Below are 21346 nucleotides of genomic sequence, written 5' to 3' on the forward strand. Positions count from 1 at the left end.
ATTGGTGGGGTGTTCCGACGTGTTCCTGTGCCGTGTGCCGCACCTGTCTCAGGAGTCTGCCTTACGGTGCACCCTCGCGATCCAGTCGGCGGGGGCGGCGATCTCGGCCTTGGTGGGGAGCGTGTTGGGCGAGGTCCAGACGCGGTTGAAACCGTCCATGCCGACCTGGTCGACGACGGCGCGGACGAAGCGCTCGCCGTCGCGGTACTGGCGGAGCTTGGCGTCGAGGCCGAGGAGCTTGCGCAGGGCGAGGTCGAGGCGGGAGGCCCCGCGGGCACGGCGCTGCTGGAACTTCTCGCGGATCTCGGCGACGGAGGGCACGACCTGGGGTCCGACGCCGTCCATGACGTAGTCGGCGTGGCCTTCGAGGAGGGACATGACGGCGGTGAGGCGGCCGAGGATCTCGCGCTGTTCGGGGGTCTGGACGAGTTCGACGAAGGAGGGGGCGGGTTCGCCCTCCTCGCCTTCGGGGCGGCCGCCGACGAGGGTCTGGGCGGCTTCGCGGAGGCGTTCGACGACGGTGCCGGGGTCGACGTCGGTGGCGGCGAGGAACGACTGGATTTCGCCCTGGAGGTGGTCGCGGAGCCAGGGGACGGCGGTGAACTGGGTGCGGTGGGTCTCCTCGTGGAGGCAGACCCAGAGCCGGAAGTCGTGGGGGGAGACTTCGAGTTCGCGTTCGACGTGGACGATGTTGGGCGCGACGAGGAGGAGGCGTCCGCCGCCGTTGGCGCCGGCGGGGAAGTCGCGGGTGGCGGGGGCGAAGGTCTCGTACTGGCCGAGGATGCGGGAGGAGAGGAACGACAGCAGCATGCCGAGTTCGACGCCGGTGACCTTGCCGCCGACGGCGCCGAGGACGGCGTTGCCGGGGGTGGTGGAGCGGCGGTCCTGCATCTTGCCGAGGAGCGGGGTGAGGAGCTCGCGGAAGCCGGCGACGTTGGCCTTGATCCAGCCGGCCCGGTCGACGACGAGGACGGGCGTGTCGTGAGGCTCCGTGCCCTCGGGGATCATCCGGGTGTAGGCCCGGACGTGTTCCTCCGAGGCTTTGGCGTGCTTGCGGAGTTCGGCGACGACCTCGCGGGCCTCGTCGCGGCTGACTTCGGGTCCGGGCCGCACGAGGCGGGTCGCGGTCGCGACCGCGAGGTTCCAGTCGACCATCCCGGATGTGCCTGCGCCACCGATGCTCGTCATGCGTCAACCGTACGGTCTCGAAGGCTGTTCGGGGTGGGTTCGGGACGGCTTCCGTGCGGGTCGGGGCGGTGTCCGTGCCGGGGTGGGCGGTGGTCAGTCCTGTGTGGCGAGGGCGGCGGAGAGACGGTCGAGGGCGGGCTGTGCCTCGTACGGGGAGAGGGTGCTGCCGGCGAGGAACGCGAAGGCGAGGAGGCGTCCGTCGGCGGTGACGACGGTCCCGGCGAGGGTGTTGACGCCCGTCAGGGTGCCGGTCTTGGCGCGGACGAGTCCGGCGCCCTCGGTGGCGGGCGCGGTGTCGAAGCGGCCGGCGAGGGTGCCGGTGAAGCCGCCGACGGGCAGCCCGGTGAGGAGCGGGCGCAGGGCGGGGCGGGCGGGGTCGGCCGCTCGGGTGAGGAGTCCGGTGAGGAGGGCGGCGGAGACGCGGTCGCGGCGGTCGAGTCCGCTGCCGTCGGCGAAGCGGGCACCGGCGACGGGGAGGCCGAGGCGGGCGAGTTCCTCGCGGACGGCCTTGGCGGCGCCGTCGAAGCTCGCGGGCTTCTTGCGGGCGAGGGCGGTCTGCCGGGCGAGGGCTTCGGCGAGGTCGTTGTCGCTGTGGGTGAGGGTGCGCTCGACGAGGTCGGCGAGGGGGGCGGAGTACGTACGGGCGAGGGGGGCGGCCTTCGGGGTGCGGCCGGGGGCCGGGTCGCCGGTGACCTTGACGCCGGCTGCGGCGAGGTGGCCGGCGAAGGCGGCTGCGGTGTCGCCCGCGGGGTCGCCGGTGCGGGGTGCGGGGCCGCTCTCGCTGTCGTCGAGTCGTCCTTCGTCGGTCATGAGGGCGACGACGGGGGCGAGGTTCTCGTTGGGCCCGATGGGGTGGATCGAGGGGCCCCGGTAGAGGTTCGTGTCGTACGTGAGGCGTACGGAGGTGTGGCCGCGCGCGGTGAGGGCGCGGGCGGTGTCGGTCGCGAGGGCCTTGAGGCGGGCCGGGTCGAGCGTGGGGTCGCCGCCGCCGGTGAGGGTGACGGTCCGGCCGTCGGGGGCGGCGGTGACGGTGGTGGCGATGCGGTGGTCGGGGCCGAGGGCGGAGAGCGCGGCCGCCGCGGTGGCGATCTTGACGGTGGACGCGGGGGTCATGGGGGTACCGGCGCCCTCTCCGTACAGCTGCCTGCCGGTGGCGGTGTCGACGACGGAGGCCGTGCGCAGCGGGCCGAGCCCGGGGTCGGCGAGGAGCGGTACGAGGAGGGCCGCGAGGTCCGCGGGGCGGCCGGCGGGGGCCGGGGCGTGCAGGGCGGTGAGGACGCCGGGGGCGCTCGGGGCGGGCGCGGGGCGCTTCGGCGGGGCGGGCGCGGGGGGCGGGGCGTGACGCGCGCCACCCGCCGCCGGGGCGGCGGCGCGGGCCCGCTCCGCCGTACGCTGACCCGAGTCCCACGGACCGGCCGCGGTCACCGCCACGGCGGCCAGGGCCAGTCCGAGGGCGGCGGAGCCCGCCGTGAGCTGCCACATCCTCGGCTCGGGCATTGCTGACCAGCCCCTTTCGCGATCACACACGTGCGTGAGGGACACTTAATCACCGCGCGTCGTCGCGAGCATTCACTTGTGTTGATTCAGGAGGAGCCACCCGTGGAGTTCGACGTTCTCATCGAGATCCCGAAGGGATCGCGTAACAAGTACGAGGTCGACCACGAGACGGGTCGCATCCGCCTGGACCGTCGTCTGTTCACGTCGACGGCCTACCCGACCGACTACGGGTACGTCGAGAACACCCTCGGTGAGGACGGCGACCCGCTGGACGCGCTCGTCATCCTCGACGAGCCCACCTTCCCGGGCTGCCTGATCAAGTGCCGCGCGATCGGCATGTTCCGCATGACGGACGAGGCGGGCGGCGACGACAAGCTGCTGTGCGTCCCGGCCACGGACCCGCGCATGGAGCACCTGCGGGACATCCACCACGTCGCGGAGTTCGACCGCCTGGAGATCCAGCACTTCTTCGAGGTCTACAAGGACCTGGAGCCGGGCAAGTCGGTCGAGGGCGCCGACTGGGTCGGTCGCGCCGAGGCCGAGGAAGAGATCGAGAAGTCGTACGCGCGCGCCAAGGAGCAGGGCGGCCACTGAGCCGGTTCTGTTCTGAGCGTGTGAAGGCGGTGCACCCGTTGGGTGCACCGCCTTTCGCACATCCGTCGCACGCTCATACTGGAACTCACGGTTCCCGGGGAGTGAGGCGGACAGAGTGGTGGCGGAGCCGGACGGCTCGAAGGACGATCCGGAGGGCGGTCGGGAGCACGGTCCGACAGGAGTCCCCGAGGGCTCTCCGACGGACCCCGACAACTCTCCGGAGGACACTCCGGAAGACTCCCCGGAGGGCACTCCGGAGGATCGGAAGCCGCTGTCGGACGAGGCGCGGAGCGCTTTCGTGCCGCCGGTCGGGGTGGAGCAGCCCGCGCCGCCGGAGGAGGAGCACCCGACCTCCGAGTTCGCCCTTCCTCCGGGGCTGACGGCGGAGCCGCCGGCCGAGCAGGAGGGTTCGGCGTTCGTGCCGCCCGCCGCGTATTCGGCGGCCTCGGCGCAGCACTCGCCACCCGCCTTCACCCCGGCGTACGGGGTGCCCCTGGTACGGCTCCCGCAGAACGCGCCGTGGCAGGACCGGATGCGGACCATGCTGCGGCTGCCGGTGGGTGAGCGGCCGGTGCCCGAGGCGCCGCGCAAGGAGGACGAGAGCGGTCCCTCGGTGCCGCGCGTGCTCGACCTGACCCTGCGTATCGGCGAGCTGCTGCTCGCGGGCGGGGAGGGCGCGGAGGACGTCGAGGCGGCGATGTTCGCGATCTCCCGCTCGTACGGTCTGGACCGGGTCGAGCCGACGGTGACGTTCACCCTGTTGTCCGTCACGTACCAGCCGTCGCTGGTGGACGATCCGATCACGGCGAACCGGACGGTACGGCGCCGGGGCACGGACTACACGCGGCTCGCGGCGGTGTACACGCTGCTCGCCGACATCAACGCGCGGGCGCACGAGGTGACGCCCGAGGAGGCGTACGGGCGGCTCGCGGAGATACGGCGCAACCGGCACCCGTATCCCGGCTGGGTCCTGACGGCGGCGGCGGGTGTGCTCGCCGGCGCGGCCTCGGTGCTTCTGGGCGGCGGTCCGACGGTGTTCTTCGTGGCGGCGCTGGGCGCGGTGCTCGGCGACCGGCTGGCGTGGCTGTTCGCCGGGCGCGGGATGCCGGAGTTCTACCAGTTCCTGGTGGCGGCGATGCCGCCGGCGGCGATGGGGGTGCTCCTGACGATGCTGCACGCGGATCTGCGGCCTTCGGCGGTGATCACCGGTGGTCTGTTCGCGCTGATCCCGGGGCGGGCGCTCGTGGCGGCGGTGCAGGACGGTCTGACCGGCTTCTACATCACGGCCTCGGCCCGACTCCTGGAGGTCGCGTACTTCTTCGTCGCGATCGTGGTGGGCGTGCTGTCGGTGCTGTACATCGCCGTGCAGTTCGACGCGCAGCTGAACCCGGAGGGGGCGCTGCGGGCGGTGGAGCGGCCGGTGACGCAGATCCTGGCGTCGATGGTGCTGTGCGCGACCTTCGCGATCCTGTTGCAGCAGTCGCGGGCGACGGTGCTCTTCGCGACGCTGAACGGCGGGGTGGCGTGGGTGATCTACGCGTCGATAGCGGTGACCGCGGAGGGGTCGACGGTCATGGCGACGGCGGTGGCGGCGGGTCTCGTGGGCCTCTTCGGGCAGCTGATCGCCCGTTACGAGCACACCTCGTCGCTGCCGTACGTGACGGCGGCGATCGGCCCGCTGCTGCCCGGTTCGGCGACGTACTTCGGGGTGCTCGCGATCGCCCAGAACAACCTGGACCAGGGCTTCGCCTCGCTGGCGAAGGCGGCGGCCCTGGCCCTGGCGATCGCGATCGGGGTGAACCTGGGAGGCGAGCTGGCCCGCCTCTTCATGCAGGCGCCCGGTGCCGCCGCGGCCCGTCGTGCGGCCAAGCGGACCAGGGGCTTCTAGGGGGTTCCAGGGCCTGCCGTTCGGACCGAGCCGGTTCCGCGTTCGGACCGCGCCGGTTCCGCGTCGGACCGGGCCGGGACACGGAAAGGGCCCCGCACGGTGTGCGGGGCCCTTCCGACGCTTCAGGCGGGTCCGGGGTCAGCGCTTCGCGTGCCGGCCGCGGGGCGGGTTGGGGGTGCCGGGGGCGTCGTGGTCACCGGGGGTGCCGTGGTCACCCCTGGCCTGCTCCTTCTTCGACTGGGAGCGCGACCTCAGAACCTCGATCACGATCGGCACGACGGAGATCAGGACGATCCCGACGAGGATCATCTCGATGTGCTGGTGCACGAAATCGATCTTGCCGAGAAGGGCGCCGAGGATGGTCACACCCGCGCCCCACAGGACGCCGCCGATGATGTTGAACGTGATGAACAGGCGGTAGTTCATGCGGCTGACGCCGGCGATGATCGGCGTGAACGTCCGCACGATGGGGACGAAGCGGGCCAGGATCAGCGACTTCGGGCCGTGCTTCTCGAAGAACTCGTGCGCCTTCTCGACGTTCTCCTGCTTGAAGAGCTTCGAGTCGGGGCGCTTGAAGAGAGACGGGCCGACCTTGCGGCCGAAGAGGTATCCGACCTGGTCGCCGAGGACCGCCGCGGCCACGATCAGCGTGCACATCAGCCACAGCGGCATGTCCAGCTTGCCGGTCGTGATCAGCAGGCCTGTGGTGAAGAGCAGTGAGTCGCCGGGCAGGAAGAACCCGATGAGGAGTCCGGACTCGGCGAAGACGATGACCAGGACACCGATCGGACCAAAGGTCTGAATCAAATGGTCCGGGTCCAGCCAGCTCGGTCCGAGGGCAAGCGTGTTCACGGGTTCCGGGCTCCTGCGGTCGGTGGGGGCATGGGGGACGGCTGGCCCCAAGCTATCAACGTGAGCCGAACCCGACCGGTTCCACCCGGGGCCCACGGGATGCGAAGAGGGCCCGTTCCCCCGAGGCTGTGGGCCAGGAGGTGATGCCGATGGGCATCGAGGAGTACGGAGGCGGCCAGGGGTCGCACCCCGACGTACTGGTCGTGACGACGAACGACGTGCCGGGCTTCGAGATCCGGCAGGTGATCGGTGAGGTCTTCGGACTCACCGTCCGCTCCCGCCATCTGGGCAGCCAGATCGGCGCGGGCCTCAAGTCGATGGTCGGCGGGGAGCTGAAGGGTCTGACGAAGACCCTCGTGCAGACCCGGAACCAGGCGATGGAACGCCTGGTGGAGCAGGCTCGGGCGCGCGGCGCGAACGCCGTGCTGATGTTCCGCTTCGACGTGACGGACGCGGCGGACGTGGGCACGGAGGTGTGCGCGTACGGCACGGCGGTGGTGATCGCACCACTCGCCTGATCCCGCGGCGGGGTCCTGGGGCCGGCCGGCCCCGGCGTCGGGGTCGGGCCCCTGGGGGCCCGGGCGTCGGGGTCGGGCCCCCGGACCGGCCGGCCCGGGGTCGGCCCCCGGGCCCCCTGGCCCCCTGCGTCAGGCCCCCGGGTCAGTGCCCAGGCGTCGCGCGTTCGCCCGGACGGCGGCGTGGAGGTGCTCGGGCAGGCCCGCGTGGATCGAGTCGTAGAAGGCGTGGAAGTTCTCGTCGGCGAGGTACATCCCGGCGAGCCCCTCATGGGTCTTCGGGTGGCACTCGAAGAACCAGGTGGTGATGTGGCGGCGGTGGGCCTCGGCGAGGTCCATCGCCTCCTCGGACCCGGGGGCCAGGCCCCGCTCCATGAGGTCGGCGTAGGCGGCGCCCCAGGCGTCCACCTCGCCCTTCATCCGCTGCCAGTCCTCCTTCGTGTACGAGGCGGCCCGGGCCTGGGCCAGATCGTGGGAGTGAGTGCCGCCCCAGCGGCGCGCGGTCTCCTCCGCGTACCGCTCGGGGTCCTTGTCCCCGAAGACCTCGAACTTCTCCTCGGGAGTGAGGTTGATGCCCATCCGCTTCGCCTCCATGGCGTGCTCGACGGCCGCCGCCATCCTCTGGAGCTCGCCGATCCGCCCGGTCAGCAGCGCGTGCTGCCGCCGCAGGTGCTCCCGCGGGTCGGCGTGCGGGTCGTCGAGGAGGACGGCGACCTCTTCGAGGGGGAAGCCGAGCTCCCGGTAGAACAGGATCCGCTGGAGCCGGTCGAGGTCCGCGTCGTCGTAGCGGCGGTGTCCCGCCGTGCTGCGGCCGCTCGGGGAGAGCAGCCCGATCGCGTCGTAGTGGTGCAGGGTGCGCACCGTGACCCCGGCGAAGCCGGATACCTGTCCTACGGAGTAGCCCATCGGCCGTCCGCCCCCTTCTCTGTCGGTACGCGTGTCAGCCTCCGGCCTGACGCGACGTGAGGTGCAAGTCCGTTCGACCCGAATTTCGGGATGTTGTGCGGCATTTGCTCACTTATGGTGGGTCGGTGGCCACCGATCATGCTCCGCCTCCTCCCCCCGCCGACACGAGCCCGCTACGGGTCCTGCTCCCCCAGGTGCTGCCCGCGCTCGTGGTCGGCGTCGCGGCGAGCCTGCTGTTCCTCGGGATCGAGGCCCTCTCGGAGGAACTCCAGGACGTCCTCTGGAACGACCTGCCGGACGCCCTCGGCATCGGCGACTACTCCTCCCTCTGGATCATCAGCATGCTCACGGCGGCAGGCATCGCCGTGGGCCTCGTCATCTGGAAGGTCCCCGGACACGCCGGGCCCGATCCGGCCGCCCTGGGCCTCGGCGGCGCGCCGCTCGCCCCCGGGGTCGTACCGAGCCTGCTGCTCGCGAGCACGCTCACGCTCGCCGGCGGGGTCAGCCTCGGCCCCGAGAACCCGATCATCGAGGCCAACATCGCCCTCGCCTACTGGCTGGGCCGCAAGGCCGCCCCCACCGTTCCAGGTGCCTTCTGGGTCGCCCTCGCCTCGGCCGCCACCATCGGCGCCCTCTTCGGCACCCCGGTGGCCGCCGCCCTCGTCATCTCCGAGGCCCTCGTCGGCCAACCGGGTCGCGGCTCGCTCTGGGACCGGCTCTTCGCCCCGCTCGTCGCCGCCGGCGCCGGGTCCATGACCACCCAGCTGCTGGCCGAGCCCACCTTCGACATGGGTCTCCCGCCCCTCACCGACCCCGGCTGGGGCGACCTGCTCGCCGCCCTGATGATCGCCTCCGCCGCGGCCGTCTTCGGCCTCGCCGCGTGCTATCTCTTCCCCTACGTCCACTCCGCCTTCCAGCGCCTGCGCCACCCCATGGTGATGCTGCCCGTCGGCGGCCTCGTCCTCGGCCTCCTGGGCGCCGTCGGAGGGCAGCTGACCCTCTTCAAAGGCCTGGACGAGGTCAAGGAGCTAGCCTCCTCGATCGGCAGCTGGTCCTCCGGCGAACTGGCCAAGCTGGCCGTGATCAAAGTCCTCGCCCTCCTCGTCGCCGCCTCCTGCGGCTTCCGGGGCGGCCGGATCTTCCCCGCCGTCTTCATCGGCGCCGCGTTCGGACTGCTCGCCCAGGCCCTCGTCCCCGAGGTCCACCCGGCGGTCGCCGTCTCCTCCGCCGTCCTCGGCGTCCTGCTCGCCACCACCCGGCAGGGCTGGATCAGCCTGTTCGTCGGCGCCGTCCTCGCCGCCTCGCCCTCGATGCTCGCCCTGCTCTGCCTGGCCTCCCTCCCCGCCTGGCTGATCGTCACCGGCCGCCCCCAGCTCGAACTCGACGCCCAGGGCAAGTCCCTGCACTGATCCCCGCCCCCTCGGGAGAACCTCCCCACCGGACAGAAGGAGTCCCCATGCCGCTCCACCACGGTCCCGCCGCCTCCCCCGCCGAGCCCACCCGCCGGCTCGCCCTCAATCCGTTCTTCGGGGAGGCCGCCAACCCGGTCGGCGGCATGACCGAGGCCCCGCCGCACCACCGGCTGCCCGAGGGACCGCTTCCCCCGGCGAGCGCCTATCAGCTCGTCCACGACGAGCTGATGCTCGACGGCAACTCCCGGCTCAACCTCGCCACCTTCGTCACCACCTGGATGGAGCCCCAGGCGGGCGTCCTGATGGCCGAGTGCCGCGACAAGAACATGATCGACAAGGACGAGTACCCGCGCACCGCCGAACTGGAGCGCCGCTGCGTCGCCATGCTCGCCCAGCTGTGGCACGCCCCGGACCCGGCCACCGCCGTCGGCTGCTCCACCACCGGGTCCAGCGAGGCCTGCATGCTCGCCGGCATGGCCCTCAAGCGCCGCTGGACCAAGCGGAACGCCGACCGCTACCCCGGCACCGCCCGCCCCAACCTGGTCATGGGCGTCAACGTCCAGGTCTGCTGGGAGAAGTTCTGCAACTTCTGGGAGGTCGAGGCCCGGCTCGTCCCCATGGAGGGCGACCGCTTCCACCTCGACGCCGAGACCGCCGCCGCGCTCTGCGACGAGAACACCATCGGCGTCGTCGCCGTCCTCGGCTCGACCTTCGACGGCTCCTACGAACCCGTCGCCGAGATCTGCGCCGCCCTGGACGCCCTCCAGGAACGCACCGGTCTCGACATCCCCGTCCACGTCGACGGCGCATCCGGCGCCATGGTCGCCCCCTTCGTCGACGAGGACCTGATCTGGGACTTCCGGCTTCCCCGTGTCTCCTCCATCAACACCTCCGGTCACAAGTACGGCCTGGTCTACCCGGGCGTCGGCTGGGCCCTGTGGCGCTCCCCCGCCGAACTCCCCGAGGAGCTCGTCTTCCGCGTCAACTACCTGGGCGGCGACATGCCCACCTTCGCCCTCAACTTCTCCAGGCCGGGCGCCCAGGTCGTCGCGCAGTACTACACCTTCCTCAGGCTCGGCCGGGAGGGCTACCGGGCGGTGCAGCAGACCTCCCGGGACATCGCCCGCGGCCTGGCCGAACGGATCGAGGCCATGGGCGACTTCCAGCTCCTCACCCACGGCAACGAACTGCCCGTCTTCGCCTTCACCACCGCCCCCGACGTCACCTCCTTCAACGTCTTCGACGTCTCCCGGCGGCTGCGCGAACAGGGCTGGCTGGTCCCCGCCTACACCTTCCCCGCCAACCGCGAGGACCTGTCCGTGCTGCGCGTGGTCTGCCGCAACGGCTTCTCCGCCGACCTCGCCGGACTCCTCATCGAGGATCTCATCCGGCTGCTGCCCGAACTGCGGAGCCAGTCCCAGCCGTTCACCCGGGACACGAGCGCGGCGACCTCCTTCCACCACTAGGGGGTGTCCGGCGGATCAGGGTCGGACCGGCCCTAGCGCCCGTCCGCCCGTGATCTGCCGCAGACGGCCCCAAGGCGCCTGCGGCGCCCCGCCCGGTCAGTCGCCGACCGGGTCGTCGCAGGCCAGCCGGAACTCCGACCAGCGCACCCCGTCCACGGTCAGCGCGTACGCGCAGCGCGACCCCTCACGCAGCAGGCCCAGCGGGGTGCGGCGGGTGTAGTGCGTCCCGTCGTCGCGCCGGACGAACGTACGACCGCCGTCCACGCTCTCGTACCCCGAGAGCTCCGCGCCGATCCCCACCCGGCCACCGGGTCCCGGGACCGGCAGGCCGAGCAGGGTGCGGGGCTGTTCGCTCGGCCCCGTCGTCCACATCCGCTGCCAGGTCCTCCCGCCGTCCACCGAACGGTGCAGCGCCCGCATCGGGTTCTTGACGGGCTCACCGCCCACCAGCTCCCCCATCTCCGCCGCGTACACCGCGTCCCTGCCCACCGCCACCGCCGTGTGCCACCCGGGGGTCGCGACGGGGCTCGGCAGCCGGCTGACCGTCCAGCCACGCCCCCCGTCCCGGGAGACGGCGACCGCCGCCCGCCCCGACAGCGGGTCCGTGCCCGAGACCCACCAGGACCCGTCGGGCTCCGGCTGCTCCTGGGGCCGGGGATGCGCCCCCAGGAGGGGCACCCGGGCCAGCGCCCGGCGCCGACCGTCCTGCGGCGAGATCACCACGAGACGCTGCCGATCGCAGTCGTCCGGCAGGGCCGCGGAGGGCGCGGCGCAGTCGGTGCCGAGCACCGCCCCCTCGGGTATCTCCGGGGTCGTCCCGACCGTACGCCGGTCGCCCTCCCGCCAGTTGCGCCCGCCGTCCTTGGTGAACCAGGTCCGCGCGCCCGGCTCGGCGCCGCCCTCCTCGACGAGCGCCCTGCCGGGGCCGAGGGGAACCAGGTTCGCCGATATGCCGTCCGTCCCCGTCACCCGCGGCAGCGGGGACCGGCGCAGCACCCATTCCTTCGCCCCGGCGTCCCTCACGGCCACGTACTGCCGGCAGAAGCCGTTCGCCGGGGCCGCCGGGTCGCTCACACACGAGGCGAGCAGGGCGAACCCGCTGCCGTCCCGCGCGAAGCCCAGACTGTGCGCCCAGCCGGGCAGCCCCGGCCCCGAAGGGATCCGGGGCGGCGCCCCGAACAGCCCCGGATCCGGACGCGCCACCGGCCCCTTGCCGCCCCCTCCCGAAGCACCCGGACCTCCCGAAGCACTCGGGCCACCCGAGTCCCCCGGACGCCCTGGACTCCCCGAACCCCCCGCCTCCACAGCCGACTTCGACCCCGTACACCCGCTCAACACCACCAGCACCAGCGCCACGACGGCGCCGGCCACTCCTCCCACGGGCCTGCGCATCGCACGTCCCCCTGTCCTCCCTCGGGCGGTCCGCGGTGAACCGCTGCTTTCAATACACCGCTCACCGCCCTCGGGTTCCCACCTTCGCGCCGCCGATTCCCGGCTACTTCCCGAGCCTCCCGAACTTCCTTACCGCCAGCGGGAAGAACACCGCGAGCAGCACCAGCGGCCACACCACCGCCGCCCAGACGTGCCCCGGCTCGCCGCCCGGATTCCCGAAGAGGTCACGGACCGCCGTCGCGGTCGCCGACATCGGGTTCCACTCCACGAACGTGCCGAGCCAGCCCGGCATCGAGTCCGGCGAGGCGAAGGCGTTGGAGAGGAAGCCGACGGGCCAGACCAGGATCTGCACCGCCTGCACCAGCTCGGCCCGCCCCGCGACCAGCGCGAGGAAGATCCCGATCCACAGCATCGCGAACCGCAGCAGGAGCAGCAGCCCCAGTGCCCCCAGGGTGCTCCCCAGTCCGCCGTCGGCCCGCCAGCCGATCGCGTACCCGACGCCGACCATCACGAACAGCCCCACCGCCGACTGGAGCATGTCGGCGGCCGCCCGCCCCACGAGCACCGCGCCGTCGGTCATCGGCATCGCCCGGAACCGGTCGATCACGCCCTTGTTCAGGTCCTGCGTCACCGCCGTCATGGTGCCTTCGAGCCCGAACACCATGGTCAGCGTGAGCATCCCGGGCACCAGGAAGTCGACGTAGTCGCCGTCGACGCTCCGCCCGCCGCCGACCAGGTAGCCGAACATCAGCAGCATCATCACCGGGAACACGAGCCCGACCAGGACCTGCACCGGCTGTCGCGCCCAGTGCGCCAGCTCCCGGCGGGTCATCGTCCAGCAGTCGCTCACCACGTACGCCGCACTCATGCCGCCACCTCGCTCTCCTGACGCGCACCCGACGCGTCCGACGCACCCGATGTGCCCGACGCATCCGTCAGATGCAGGAAGACCTCGTCCAGCGTCGGCCGCCGCAGGGCGATGTCCTCCGCCTCGATCCCGGCCGCCGCCAGCACCCGCACGGTCTCGGCGAGCGAGGCCATCCGGTCCGCCACCGGCGCGCTGAGCAGCCGCCGGTCGGCGTCCACGCTCACCTCGGCCCGCGGCACGGGCAGCAGACCGGCCGCCTCGTCGAGCCGCGCCCCGTCCCGTACGACCACGTCGATGCGGTCCACGCCGACCCGTGCCTTGAGCTCGTCGGCCGTGCCGTCGGCCACGACCCGCCCCCCGTCCACGACCGAGATCCGGTCGGCGAGCTGGTCGGCCTCCTCCAGGTACTGCGTGGTCAGCAGCACCGTGGTGCCTCCGCCGACGAGCGAGCGCACCGACTCCCAGACCTCGCCACGCCCGCGTGGGTCGAGTCCCGTCGTCGGCTCGTCGAGGAAGAGCACCTCGGGCTCCGTGATCAGCGAGGCCGCCAGGTCGAGCCGCCGCCGCATCCCGCCGCTGAACTGCTTGACCGGCTTGCGGCCGGTGTCGGTGAGGCCGAAGCGCTCCAGGAGCTCGTCGGCCCGCGCGCCAGCGCGCCGTGCGCCCAGGTGGTGGAGCCGGCCGAACATCTCCAGGTTCTGCCGGCCGCCCAGCTCCTCGTCGAGGGCCGCGTGCTGCCCGAGCAGCCCGATCCGCCGCCGTACCTCCCGGGCCTCGGTCCGTACGTCGTGCCCCGCCACTCGCACCAGGCCCTCGTCGTGGCGGAGCAGGGTGGCCAGGATCCGTACGGTCGTCGTCTTGCCCGCGCCGTTGGGCCCGAGCAGGCCGTGGACCGTGCCGCGCCGGACCGTGAGGTCGAGGCCGGCCAGGGCGTCCTTCTCGCCGTACCGCTTGCGCGCGCCCTCCACGAGGATCGCGTCCCCAGTCGCTGCCATGTCGATTCCTCCAGAAATCGTCGTAGTCAAATTTGACCAGTCACCACCGACGGAGCAAGGTATGCCCTTCCGAAGGCTTAGTCAAACTTGATTAGTGTGTTCGCTTCAGCAGTGCCCGATCAGGTCGCAAAGGGGTTCTCCTCACCCTCCGCGAGCACGCCCACGAAGGGCTCGCCCTCACCCGCGAACACATACGCCCCGGCCTCGATCCGCTCGATCAGGCCGAGCGTCCACTCCTTGCCGGCGTCCGCCGAGTGGACCCACATGTGCATGATCTCGCCGATGTGCCCGAGCTGACCGGGCCCGCCTTCCGGCGTGTAGTACTTCGTGACCGCGGACCGCCACTCGTCGAGCGCCCGCACCCGCTGCCGCAGCAGCTCCGCGGCCTCCGCCCGGGGCAGGTCCACGATGAAGCCGATGCCCGCCGACAGGACGTCCATCTTCTGGTCGTACGTGGTCAGCGCCTCACGCAGCAGGGCGTAGTACTCCTCGAGGCCGCGCTCCGTCAGCTCGTACTCGACGCGCGGCGGCCCGCCCACCGCGCTCGGTGCCACCTCGTGCGCGTGCAGCAGCCCCTGCTTCGCCATCTGCTTCAGCGCGTGATAGATCGAGCCGGGCTTGGCGTGGGACCACTCGTGCGCGCCCCAGAACTCCAGGTCGTTGCGGACCTGATAGCCGTGGGCGCGGCCGTGCTGCTTCACCGCGCCCAGGACGAGAAGACGGATCGCCGACATCCCGCGTACCTCCTAGTCAATCTTGACCAGGGTACGCGCGCGTGGGGTCACCGCCCCTGCTCCGCCGCGATCAGGTCGAAGGAGCCCTTGCCGTCCAGGGACTCGCGGATGACGTCCGCGTGCCCGGCGTGCCGGCCGGCCTCCTGCACCAGGTGGAGCAGCATCCAGCGGACCGAGACCCGCCCGTCCTCGGGGAACCAGGGCGCCTTGGGCAGCGGGAAGGTGTCGTCCAGGCTCGGCACCGAGCGGATGTACTCCTCGGTCTCCTTCGCCACGCCCGCCCAGAACTCCACGATCTCGGGGATCGTCTCCTCGTCCACGAGCCGGAAGCCCTCGCCCCAGGTCTCCTGGGAGCGCTGCCGCTCGTTCGGCTGTTGCTGGGCAAGCCGGAGCCAGTTCAGCTCGACCTCGGCGACGTGCTTGAGCAGCCCGGAGAGGCTGAGCTCGCTGGCGCTGGGGCGACTCGCCGCCTGCTCCTCGGTGAGACCGAGGACCGAGCGGCGGATCGCGGCGCGCTGGGCCTCGACGAAGTTGAGGAGGGCGCCGCGCTCGTCGCCGTGAGCCTCCGTGGGAACCAGAGCCACCATGATGTCCGCCTTCCGTATGCCTACGCAGATGGGTGCCGGGGAGGCTTTGCGCCCCTTCCCGACACCCATCACGTTACGGACCCTTGCGGACAGGTACTGTCCGCAAGGGGAAATCAGCAGACCCGGAAGGGGATTCAGAAGGGGAAACGGCTCCGGCCGTGCTGGATCGAGATCCACTTCTGGGTGGTGAAGCTCTCGACCATCGCCTCGCCGTTCAGCCGCCCGACGCCCGAGTGCTTCTCACCGCCGAAGGGCACGATCGGCTCGTCGTGCACGGTGCCGTCATTGATGTGGATCATGCCGGTGTGGATGCGCTTGGCGACCCGTACACCCCGCTCGATGTTCCCCGTGTGGACGGCGCCGCTGAGTCCGTACGGGGTGTCGTTGGCGATCCGTACGGCCTCCTCCTCGCCGTCGAACGGGACGATCAGGGCGACCGGGCCGAAGATCTCCTGCCCCAGGATCGGGGCGTCCGGGGCGAAGCCGGTGAGGACGGACGGGGAGACGAGGTTGCCGTCGACCGTGCCGTGCAGGAGCGCCGTGGCCCCGGCCTCGACCGTCTGGTCGACGAGCGAGGAGACGGCCTCCGCCTGCTGGGAGTTGATGAGCGGACCGATGTGGGTGGCGGGGTCGGCGGGGTCGCCGACGCGCAGGGTCTTCACCTTCGCCACGAACTTCTCGGTGAACTCCTCCTCCACCGTCCGGTCCACCAGGATCCGGTTGGCGGCCATGCAGACCTGGCCCTGGTGTACGAAGCGGCTGAAGACGGCCGCGTCGACCGCGTAGTCCACGTCGGCGTCGTCGAGCACGATCAGGGCGCTGTTGCCGCCGAGTTCGAGGATGGCGTGCTTGAAGTTCTGTGCGCAGACCGTGGCGACGTGGCGGCCGACCTTGTCGGAGCCGGTGAAGGAGATGACCTTCGGCACGGGGTGGGTCAGGAGCGCGTCGCCGATCTCGGCGATGTCGGTGACGACGACGTTCAGCAGACCGGCCGGCAGACCGGCCTCCTCCAGGACCTTGGCGACGAGGGTGCCACCGCAGATCGGGGTGTTCTGGTGCGGCTTGAGGACGACGGCGTTGCCGAGGGCCAGCGCGGGCGCGACCGACTTGATCGACAGGAGGAAGGGGAAGTTGAAGGGGGAGATGACACCGACGACGCCGACCGGGACGCGGTAGACGCGGTTCTCCTTGCCGTCGACCGGGGACGGCAGGATGCGCCCCTCGGGGCGCAGCGCCAGCTGCACCGCCTCGCGCAGGAACTCCTTGGCGAGGTGCAGCTCGAAGGCCGCCTTGAGACGGGTGCCGCCGAGCTCGGCGACGATCGTCTCGGCGATCTCCTCCTCGCGGTCCTCGACGATCCGCAGCGCACGCTCGAAGACGAGCCGGCGGGTGTACGGGTTGGTCTCGGCCCACTCGGCCTGGGCGCGCTCCGCGGCGCGGTACGCGCGGTCGACCTCACCGGCGGTGGCGACCGTGATCGACGCGAGCTTCTCCCCCGTGTACGGGTTGAAGTCGATGATGTCCCACGAGCCGCTGCCGGGCTTCCACTCGCCGTCGATGTACTGGTGGGCCAGGTCGGTGAAGTGCGACATGGATCGAGACCCCTCTACCCGCTCTACTTCCGCACGGATGACAGAAGTGACGTCGAAACGCCGAAACGTCGGAACTGATGTCACGTCATCGTACTGATGTGTCAGGTGAGTTGGAGGAGTCCTCGAAGAAGGTCCCGGCTTTCGGCCGGATCCGGTCCTTCCTTCTGCAGTCGCTCCATCACGCGCTGGTACTGGGCGACCTCCTCGCGCTTGTCGAGGTAGAGGGCGCTGGTGAGTTGTTCCAGGTAGACGATGTCGGAGAGGTCGGACTCGGGGAAGCTCAGCATCGTGAAGGCGCCGCTCTCGCCGGCGTGCCCGCCGAAGCTGAAGGGCATGATCTGGAGCGTGACGCCCGGGTGCTCGGAGATCTCGATCAGATGCCTCAACTGGCCCCGCATGACGGACCGGTCGCCGTAGGGGCGGCGCAGCGCGGCCTCGTCGAGGACGGCGTGGAACTGCGGGGCGCGCTCGGAGACGAGGACCTTCTGCCGTTCGAGGCGGAGCGCGACGCGGCGGTCGATCTCGGCGGCGGGGGCGCCGGGCATGCCCCGGGTGACGACGGCCTGGGCGTACGCCTCGGTCTGCAACAGTCCGTGGACGAACTGCACTTCGTAGACGCGGATGAGGGAGGCGGCGCCCTCCAGGCCGATGTACGTCTGGAACCAGCCCGGCAGGACGTCGCCGAAGCTGTGCCACCAGCCGGCGACGTTGGCCTCGCGGGCGAGCCCGAGGAGTGAGCCGCGCTCGGCCTCGTCCCCGACCCCGTACAGCGTGAGCAGATCCTCGACGTCCCTGGCCTTGAAGCTCACCCGTCCCAACTCCATACGGCTGATCTTGGATTCGGACGCGCGGATCGAGTAGCCGGCCGCCTCGCGGGTGATCCCGCGCGACTCGCGCAACCGCCTCAGCTGTGAGCCCAGCAGGATGCGCCGCACCACACTCCCGCTCGCTCCGCCCGATTCGCCTGCGGTCACGGCTCCCAGCCTCCCCTTACGGTGTCGAGCCCCCGTCGAGCCCCGGATTCTGCCACCAAACGCTTCAGCGCGTACACATTCGATTACGGAAGGACGGCGAGTTCCGGGCAGTCGCGGAAAGTTCCCCTCCTGCGGCGGACGACTTATGCACAGATTAGGCACGGGGACGGACAGGTCCGGCGCGTGCACGTGCATCTGCCCTTGCATCCAGTGGTCGCATTCGGAACCATGGACCCCGCGCAGCCGCGTACTCGTTCGTGTTGTCGTGTTGTCGCACCACAGTCGCGATTCCCGGGAGTGCCTCGCATGGGGACGAATGGATCGACCGTGCTCGAGCCGTTACGGCAGGGCCTTCCGCCGATCGATCCCGGCGCCGTCTCCACCTCCGCCTCGTGCGCGCTGCCCGCGCGGTACGAAGCCGTGCGCGGGGCCCGGAAGTTCACCAGCGCGACGCTCGACCGCTGGGAGCTGACCGAGCGCTTCGACGACGTGGCCCTGGTCGTCTCCGAGCTCGTCACCAACGCGCTGCGCCATGCGGTGCCCGCCGACGCGCCCCAGGAAGAAGGCCAGAACCCACCGGTTCGCCTGCATTTGATGCGCTGGTCCTCGCGCCTGGTGTGCGCTGTGCGCGACCCCAGCCGGGAGAGCCCGGAGGCACGCGGCGGCGAGGAGGACTTCGCCGCCGAGTCGGGACGCGGACTGTTCCTGGTGGACTCGTTCAGCGACAGCTGGGGGTGGCATCCGCTCGCCGGCACGCTGCGGGGCAAGGTGGTGTGGGCGCTGTTCCGGATCGGTCCGGAGTAGCCGCGCCGCACACCGTACGTACGGATGACGAAGGAAGGGCCCCGGCCGTGTCGGCCGGGGCCCTTCTTCGACATGTCCGTGGCCCGTGGTCAGCGGCCCGCGGTGCACGCACCCGCTCGCGCTCACACCAGATGGTCGAACTCGCCGTCCTTGACGCCGAGGAGGAGCGCCTCTATCTCCGCGGGCGTGTAGACGAGGGCGGGGCCTTCGGGGTGACGCGAGTTCCGTACGGCAACGTTTCCCCCCGGCAGTTTGGCGAACTCCACGCAGGATCCCTGGGAGTTGCTGTGCCTGCTCTTCTGCCACACGACGCCCCGCAGCTCCGTGGCCGCCATGCCGTTGTACGCGCGATGCGCATGATGCACTGGTAGCTCCCCGAGTTGCTTGGTGCAGGTGTCAACTTCCTCGGATCATAGCTGTGTTCATATGCCAATGCATGAGCAGATGCACGTGCACGGGGGGTGGCGTAGCGGCTACGCGACAGAGCGTGCTACCAGCGAGTACGGCGCCGCGTCCACCCCTCACCCTACGGGTCCCGATCTTCGACCGGACGGCCAGGAAGGCGCCGCCCCCGCTCAGGAGGGCTCGCTCCTGGGGATCAGAGGCAGCTCGGAGAGAAGTTCGCCCGCCCGGTCGTACAGCGCCGTGCCGACCTCGCCCATCCCCGGCCCGGTGTGCGCGTACCAGACGCCCCAGCCCGGCCTGCCCGGCAGTTCGAGCAGAGTGGCGACGACCTTGCGGCCCTCGGCGTTCTTCAGCTCGACACGGCCCGCCGAGCGGGTCCCGTAGTAGAGCCCCGAGTGGAAGGCACCCTTCGGGTTCCCCTCGCTCTGATGGCTCACGCCCGGCGCCATCACGTCGATGTTGCCGTCGGTGACGCTGCGGGCGTTCTCCATGCCGTCCGGCCCGACCCAGTGCTTGCCCTCCGCCGTCAGCCAGACCTTCCAGCCCTTCCCGGCGTTCACCCGCTCGCCGGATGCCACGACCCTGATCGGGGTCGGGTCCGGCGGCGCCTCGCTCGTGCGGACGGGCGGCGCCGAGGTCGGTACGACGGTCGGCGGGACGGCGACGGGGGCCGGTCCCGGGGCCGAAGGGGACGGGCGTACGGGAGTCAGGACGACGACGACGGCCACCACGGACGTCGCGACCGCGAGCACCGAGAGGGCCGACAGCGCGGTCGTACGGCGCCGCCGGCGCGCCCGGCCCGCACGCCGGACGGCCTCCAGCGGGAGCGGACCCGGGGTGACGTCGGAGGCGGCCCGTGCGAACACCGCGCGCAGGTCGGATTCGGGACGGGGCTCGGATTCGGGACGGGGCCCGGAACCGCGGTGCGGCCGAGGGCGGGGATCGGGATCGGGTTGCGGGTCGGGTTGGGGATCGAGATCGGGCCGGGGATCTGGATCGGGCCGGGGATCGGGGGGTGTCGTCGGGCTTGCGGGGGTCATCGTCGGGCTCCGGTGGGGGCGGGGAGAGGCGCGGCGGGGACGGTGACGAGCCCCGGGTGGGCACGCAGCGCGGCCAGACCGCGCCGGGCGTGGGTCTTGACCGTGCCGATCGAGCAGTTGAGCACGCTCGCGATCTCCAGCTCGGTCAGATCCTCCCAGTAGCGGAGCACCATGACCGCGCGCTGGCGGACGGTCAGATCCGCTAACGCGGCCAGGAGCGCGGTGCGTTGCTCTACCGCCTCCGCATGACCCGCGGAGGTGTGACGCAGCGACTCCGGCAGGACCGGCGTCAGGAGATGGACGACCCGCTTCCGGCGGACCCGGCTGAGGTTGTTGTTGATCAGCGCCCGGCGCACATAGAGGTCGATCTCCCCGCGCGGAACCCGCCGCCACCGCGCGTACACCTTGGTGAGCGTCGTCTGCACCAGGTCCTCGGCCTCGTGGAAGTCCCCGGTCAGGAGCTGGGCCGTACGCACCAGACGCGGCCAGGCGGCGACGGCGAACTCGGTGAAGCCGTCGTCCTCGGAGGCCGCGGTCGTTCTGGTCGCGGTCACCCCGGTCATCCCAGTCATCCCGGTGGTGTCGGCGGTCCTGGTCGTCCCGGTGGCCCCGGTGGTCCTGGTCGTCCCGTCGGTCCCGGCGGTCCTGGTCGTCCCGGCAGCCCTGGTGGTCCTGGTCGACACGGTGGCCCTGGTGGTCCTGGTCGACACGGTGGCCCCGGCGCCCGCCTTGACCTCGGCGACCTGGGGGAGCTCGGCGACCTCGGCGACCTCGGTGACGGACTCGTGCGGCACGGTGTCGGACCTCGCGATCGGTCGGTGGACGGTGGGTCGATGGAGCCCTGGAGCAGAGTGGGTGAGGCGGCGGGGCCCGCCCCGTGCCGGGCCCCGCCACGTTTCTGCCACGGTCAGCCGCGGCCGGCCGGGAAGTCGAAGCCCGGGAGCTCGACCAGGAGCTTGCCCGCGCGGTCGTAGAGAGTGACGCCGAGGCTGCTGCCGCCGTTCCCGTCCGTGGGCACGGTGTGGGCGTACCAGACACCCCAGTCGGGGCGGCCGGGCAGGGCGATGAGGGTGGCGACGGTCTTGTGGCCCTCGTCGTCGCTCAGTTCGACGCGGCCCGCCTTGCGGGTCCCGTAGTAGAGGCCGGAGTGGAAGACGCCCGTCGCGTCGCCCTCGCTCTGGTGGCTCACACCGGGCTCGGAGCGGTCGATGTTGCCGTCGACGACGCTGCGGAAGTTCTCGTAACCGTCCGGGCCCGCCCAGTGCTTGCCGTCGCGGGTCAGCCACACGGTGAAGCCCCCGCCGACGTCCACGCGCTGGCCGGGGCGGACGGTTCGGACCGGCTTCGGGGCGGGCACGGCGGCCTTGGCCGGGGTGACCTTCGCGGGCTCGGCCCGGACTGCGGTTCCGGTCGCGATGGAGGTGGAGGTCGTTGAGGTGGTGGAGGTCTCGGTGGGCGCTCCTACGGCCGACGGTGCCGCGATCGCCACGGCGGCCACGACGCCGGCCGCCGCCAGCCAGTACTTCTTCATGCGGGTGCTCCTGGGATGGGATGTCGGTGGAGGACCGCGTGCGTCCGCGCCCCTCTCCCCCTACCAACTCCGCCCGGCCCCGTGCCGGATGACACGCTCGCGAAAT

General features: G+C 71.6%; 21 protein-coding genes. 6 read left to right on the forward strand and 15 right to left on the reverse strand.

The annotated features are described in order from the left end of the window. Nucleotides 1-48 precede the first annotated feature (48 nt). Nucleotides 49-1188, reverse strand: a complete 1140-nt coding sequence (locus E0F75_RS07205; protein WP_187621683.1) for a zinc-dependent metalloprotease — start codon at nt 1186-1188, stop codon at nt 49-51. Between the two features lie 93 nt (nt 1189-1281). Next, on the reverse strand, nt 1282-2685 hold the full coding sequence (dacB, locus tag E0F75_RS07210; protein WP_187621684.1) for a D-alanyl-D-alanine carboxypeptidase/D-alanyl-D-alanine-endopeptidase: 1404 nt from the start codon (nt 2683-2685) through the stop codon (nt 1282-1284). 102 nt (nt 2686-2787) lie between these two features. Here dacB and E0F75_RS07215 point away from each other — a divergent pair, with 102 nt between their 5' ends. After that, a complete protein-coding gene (locus E0F75_RS07215; RefSeq protein WP_024758444.1) occupies nt 2788-3279 on the forward strand; it encodes an inorganic diphosphatase in 492 nt (163 codons plus the stop codon). A 298-nt stretch (nt 3280-3577) separates the two neighbouring features. Then, entirely contained in the window at nt 3578-5167 is a 1590-nt protein-coding gene (locus tag E0F75_RS07220; protein WP_229312571.1) for a threonine/serine exporter ThrE family protein, read from the forward strand. 138 nt (nt 5168-5305) lie between these two features. On the opposite strand, the gene E0F75_RS07225 is transcribed toward E0F75_RS07220, so the two are convergent. Next, entirely contained in the window at nt 5306-6019 is a 714-nt protein-coding gene (locus E0F75_RS07225) for a DedA family protein (protein ID WP_187621685.1), read from the reverse strand. A gap of 149 nt (nt 6020-6168) precedes the next feature. Here E0F75_RS07225 and E0F75_RS07230 point away from each other — a divergent pair, with 149 nt between their 5' ends. Further along, nucleotides 6169-6537 carry a YbjQ family protein gene (locus tag E0F75_RS07230; RefSeq protein ID WP_187621686.1) on the forward strand — a complete coding sequence of 123 codons (369 nt, stop codon included), beginning with the start codon at nt 6169-6171 and terminating at the stop codon, nt 6535-6537. 129 nt (nt 6538-6666) lie between these two features. On the opposite strand, the gene E0F75_RS07235 is transcribed toward E0F75_RS07230, so the two are convergent. After that, the gene (locus E0F75_RS07235; protein WP_187621687.1) at nt 6667-7440 is read right to left on the reverse strand and encodes a MerR family transcriptional regulator; all 774 of its coding nucleotides are present in this window, start codon (nt 7438-7440) and stop codon (nt 6667-6669) included. 125 nt (nt 7441-7565) lie between these two features. On the opposite strand from E0F75_RS07235, the gene E0F75_RS07240 reads away from it, so the two are divergent. Both E0F75_RS07240 and E0F75_RS07245 read left to right on the forward strand, forming a co-directional pair. After that, the gene (locus E0F75_RS07240; protein WP_187621688.1) at nt 7566-8849 is read left to right on the forward strand and encodes an ion channel protein; all 1284 of its coding nucleotides are present in this window, start codon (nt 7566-7568) and stop codon (nt 8847-8849) included. 47 nt (nt 8850-8896) lie between these two features. Beyond that, entirely contained in the window at nt 8897-10318 is a 1422-nt protein-coding gene (locus E0F75_RS07245) for a glutamate decarboxylase (protein WP_187621689.1), read from the forward strand. A gap of 96 nt (nt 10319-10414) precedes the next feature. On the opposite strand, the gene E0F75_RS07250 is transcribed toward E0F75_RS07245, so the two are convergent. The 7 genes from E0F75_RS07250 to E0F75_RS07280 all read right to left on the reverse strand — a co-directional run bounded on the left by E0F75_RS07250 (nt 10415) and on the right by E0F75_RS07280 (nt 17460). Continuing rightward, complete coding sequence (locus E0F75_RS07250; protein WP_229312572.1) at nt 10415-11521, reverse strand: sialidase family protein; 1107 nt, start codon at nt 11519-11521, stop codon at nt 10415-10417. 292 nt (nt 11522-11813) lie between these two features. Continuing rightward, nucleotides 11814-12578: an ABC transporter permease gene (locus E0F75_RS07255; protein WP_187621690.1), complete on the reverse strand. Its 765-nt coding sequence runs from the start codon at nt 12576-12578 to the stop codon at nt 11814-11816. Then, nucleotides 12575-13573, reverse strand: coding sequence for an ATP-binding cassette domain-containing protein (locus tag E0F75_RS07260; protein WP_187621691.1), 999 nt, complete (start codon nt 13571-13573; stop codon nt 12575-12577). The genes E0F75_RS07255 and E0F75_RS07260 overlap by 4 nt, the downstream gene beginning before the upstream one ends. A gap of 119 nt (nt 13574-13692) precedes the next feature. After that, nucleotides 13693-14307 (reverse strand): PadR family transcriptional regulator, encoded by a 615-nt coding sequence (locus tag E0F75_RS07265; protein ID WP_187621692.1) that lies wholly within the window; start codon nt 14305-14307, stop codon nt 13693-13695. Between the two features lie 47 nt (nt 14308-14354). Then, nucleotides 14355-14894, reverse strand: a complete 540-nt coding sequence (locus E0F75_RS07270; RefSeq protein ID WP_187621693.1) for a DinB family protein — start codon at nt 14892-14894, stop codon at nt 14355-14357. A 134-nt stretch (nt 14895-15028) separates the two neighbouring features. Continuing rightward, complete coding sequence (locus tag E0F75_RS07275) at nt 15029-16486, reverse strand: aldehyde dehydrogenase family protein (RefSeq protein WP_187621694.1); 1458 nt, start codon at nt 16484-16486, stop codon at nt 15029-15031. A 101-nt stretch (nt 16487-16587) separates the two neighbouring features. Further along, nucleotides 16588-17460, reverse strand: a complete 873-nt coding sequence (locus E0F75_RS07280) for a helix-turn-helix transcriptional regulator (RefSeq protein WP_187621695.1) — start codon at nt 17458-17460, stop codon at nt 16588-16590. Nucleotides 17461-17766: 306 nt separating this feature from the next. Between E0F75_RS07280 and E0F75_RS07285 the strand changes: the two genes are divergently transcribed. Next, nucleotides 17767-18264: an ATP-binding protein gene (locus E0F75_RS07285; protein ID WP_030324106.1), complete on the forward strand. Its 498-nt coding sequence runs from the start codon at nt 17767-17769 to the stop codon at nt 18262-18264. A 122-nt stretch (nt 18265-18386) separates the two neighbouring features. Here E0F75_RS07285 and E0F75_RS07290 read toward each other — a convergent pair whose 3' ends face one another. From E0F75_RS07290 to E0F75_RS07305, 4 genes are all read right to left on the reverse strand, one after another. Then, the gene (locus E0F75_RS07290; protein ID WP_173861569.1) at nt 18387-18599 is read right to left on the reverse strand and encodes a DUF397 domain-containing protein; all 213 of its coding nucleotides are present in this window, start codon (nt 18597-18599) and stop codon (nt 18387-18389) included. Nucleotides 18600-18839: 240 nt separating this feature from the next. Further along, a complete protein-coding gene (locus E0F75_RS07295; RefSeq protein WP_187621696.1) occupies nt 18840-19535 on the reverse strand; it encodes a hypothetical protein in 696 nt (231 codons plus the stop codon). Nucleotides 19536-19705: 170 nt separating this feature from the next. Further along, the gene (locus E0F75_RS07300) at nt 19706-20272 is read right to left on the reverse strand and encodes a SigE family RNA polymerase sigma factor (RefSeq protein ID WP_187622140.1); all 567 of its coding nucleotides are present in this window, start codon (nt 20270-20272) and stop codon (nt 19706-19708) included. A gap of 344 nt (nt 20273-20616) precedes the next feature. Next, the gene (locus E0F75_RS07305) at nt 20617-21240 is read right to left on the reverse strand and encodes a hypothetical protein (protein ID WP_187621697.1); all 624 of its coding nucleotides are present in this window, start codon (nt 21238-21240) and stop codon (nt 20617-20619) included. Nucleotides 21241-21346 lie beyond the last annotated feature (106 nt).

Origin of the sequence: Streptomyces sp. CB02980 (genome assembly GCF_014451325.2) — a bacterium.
Taxonomy (GTDB): domain Bacteria; phylum Actinomycetota; class Actinomycetes; order Streptomycetales; family Streptomycetaceae; genus Streptomyces.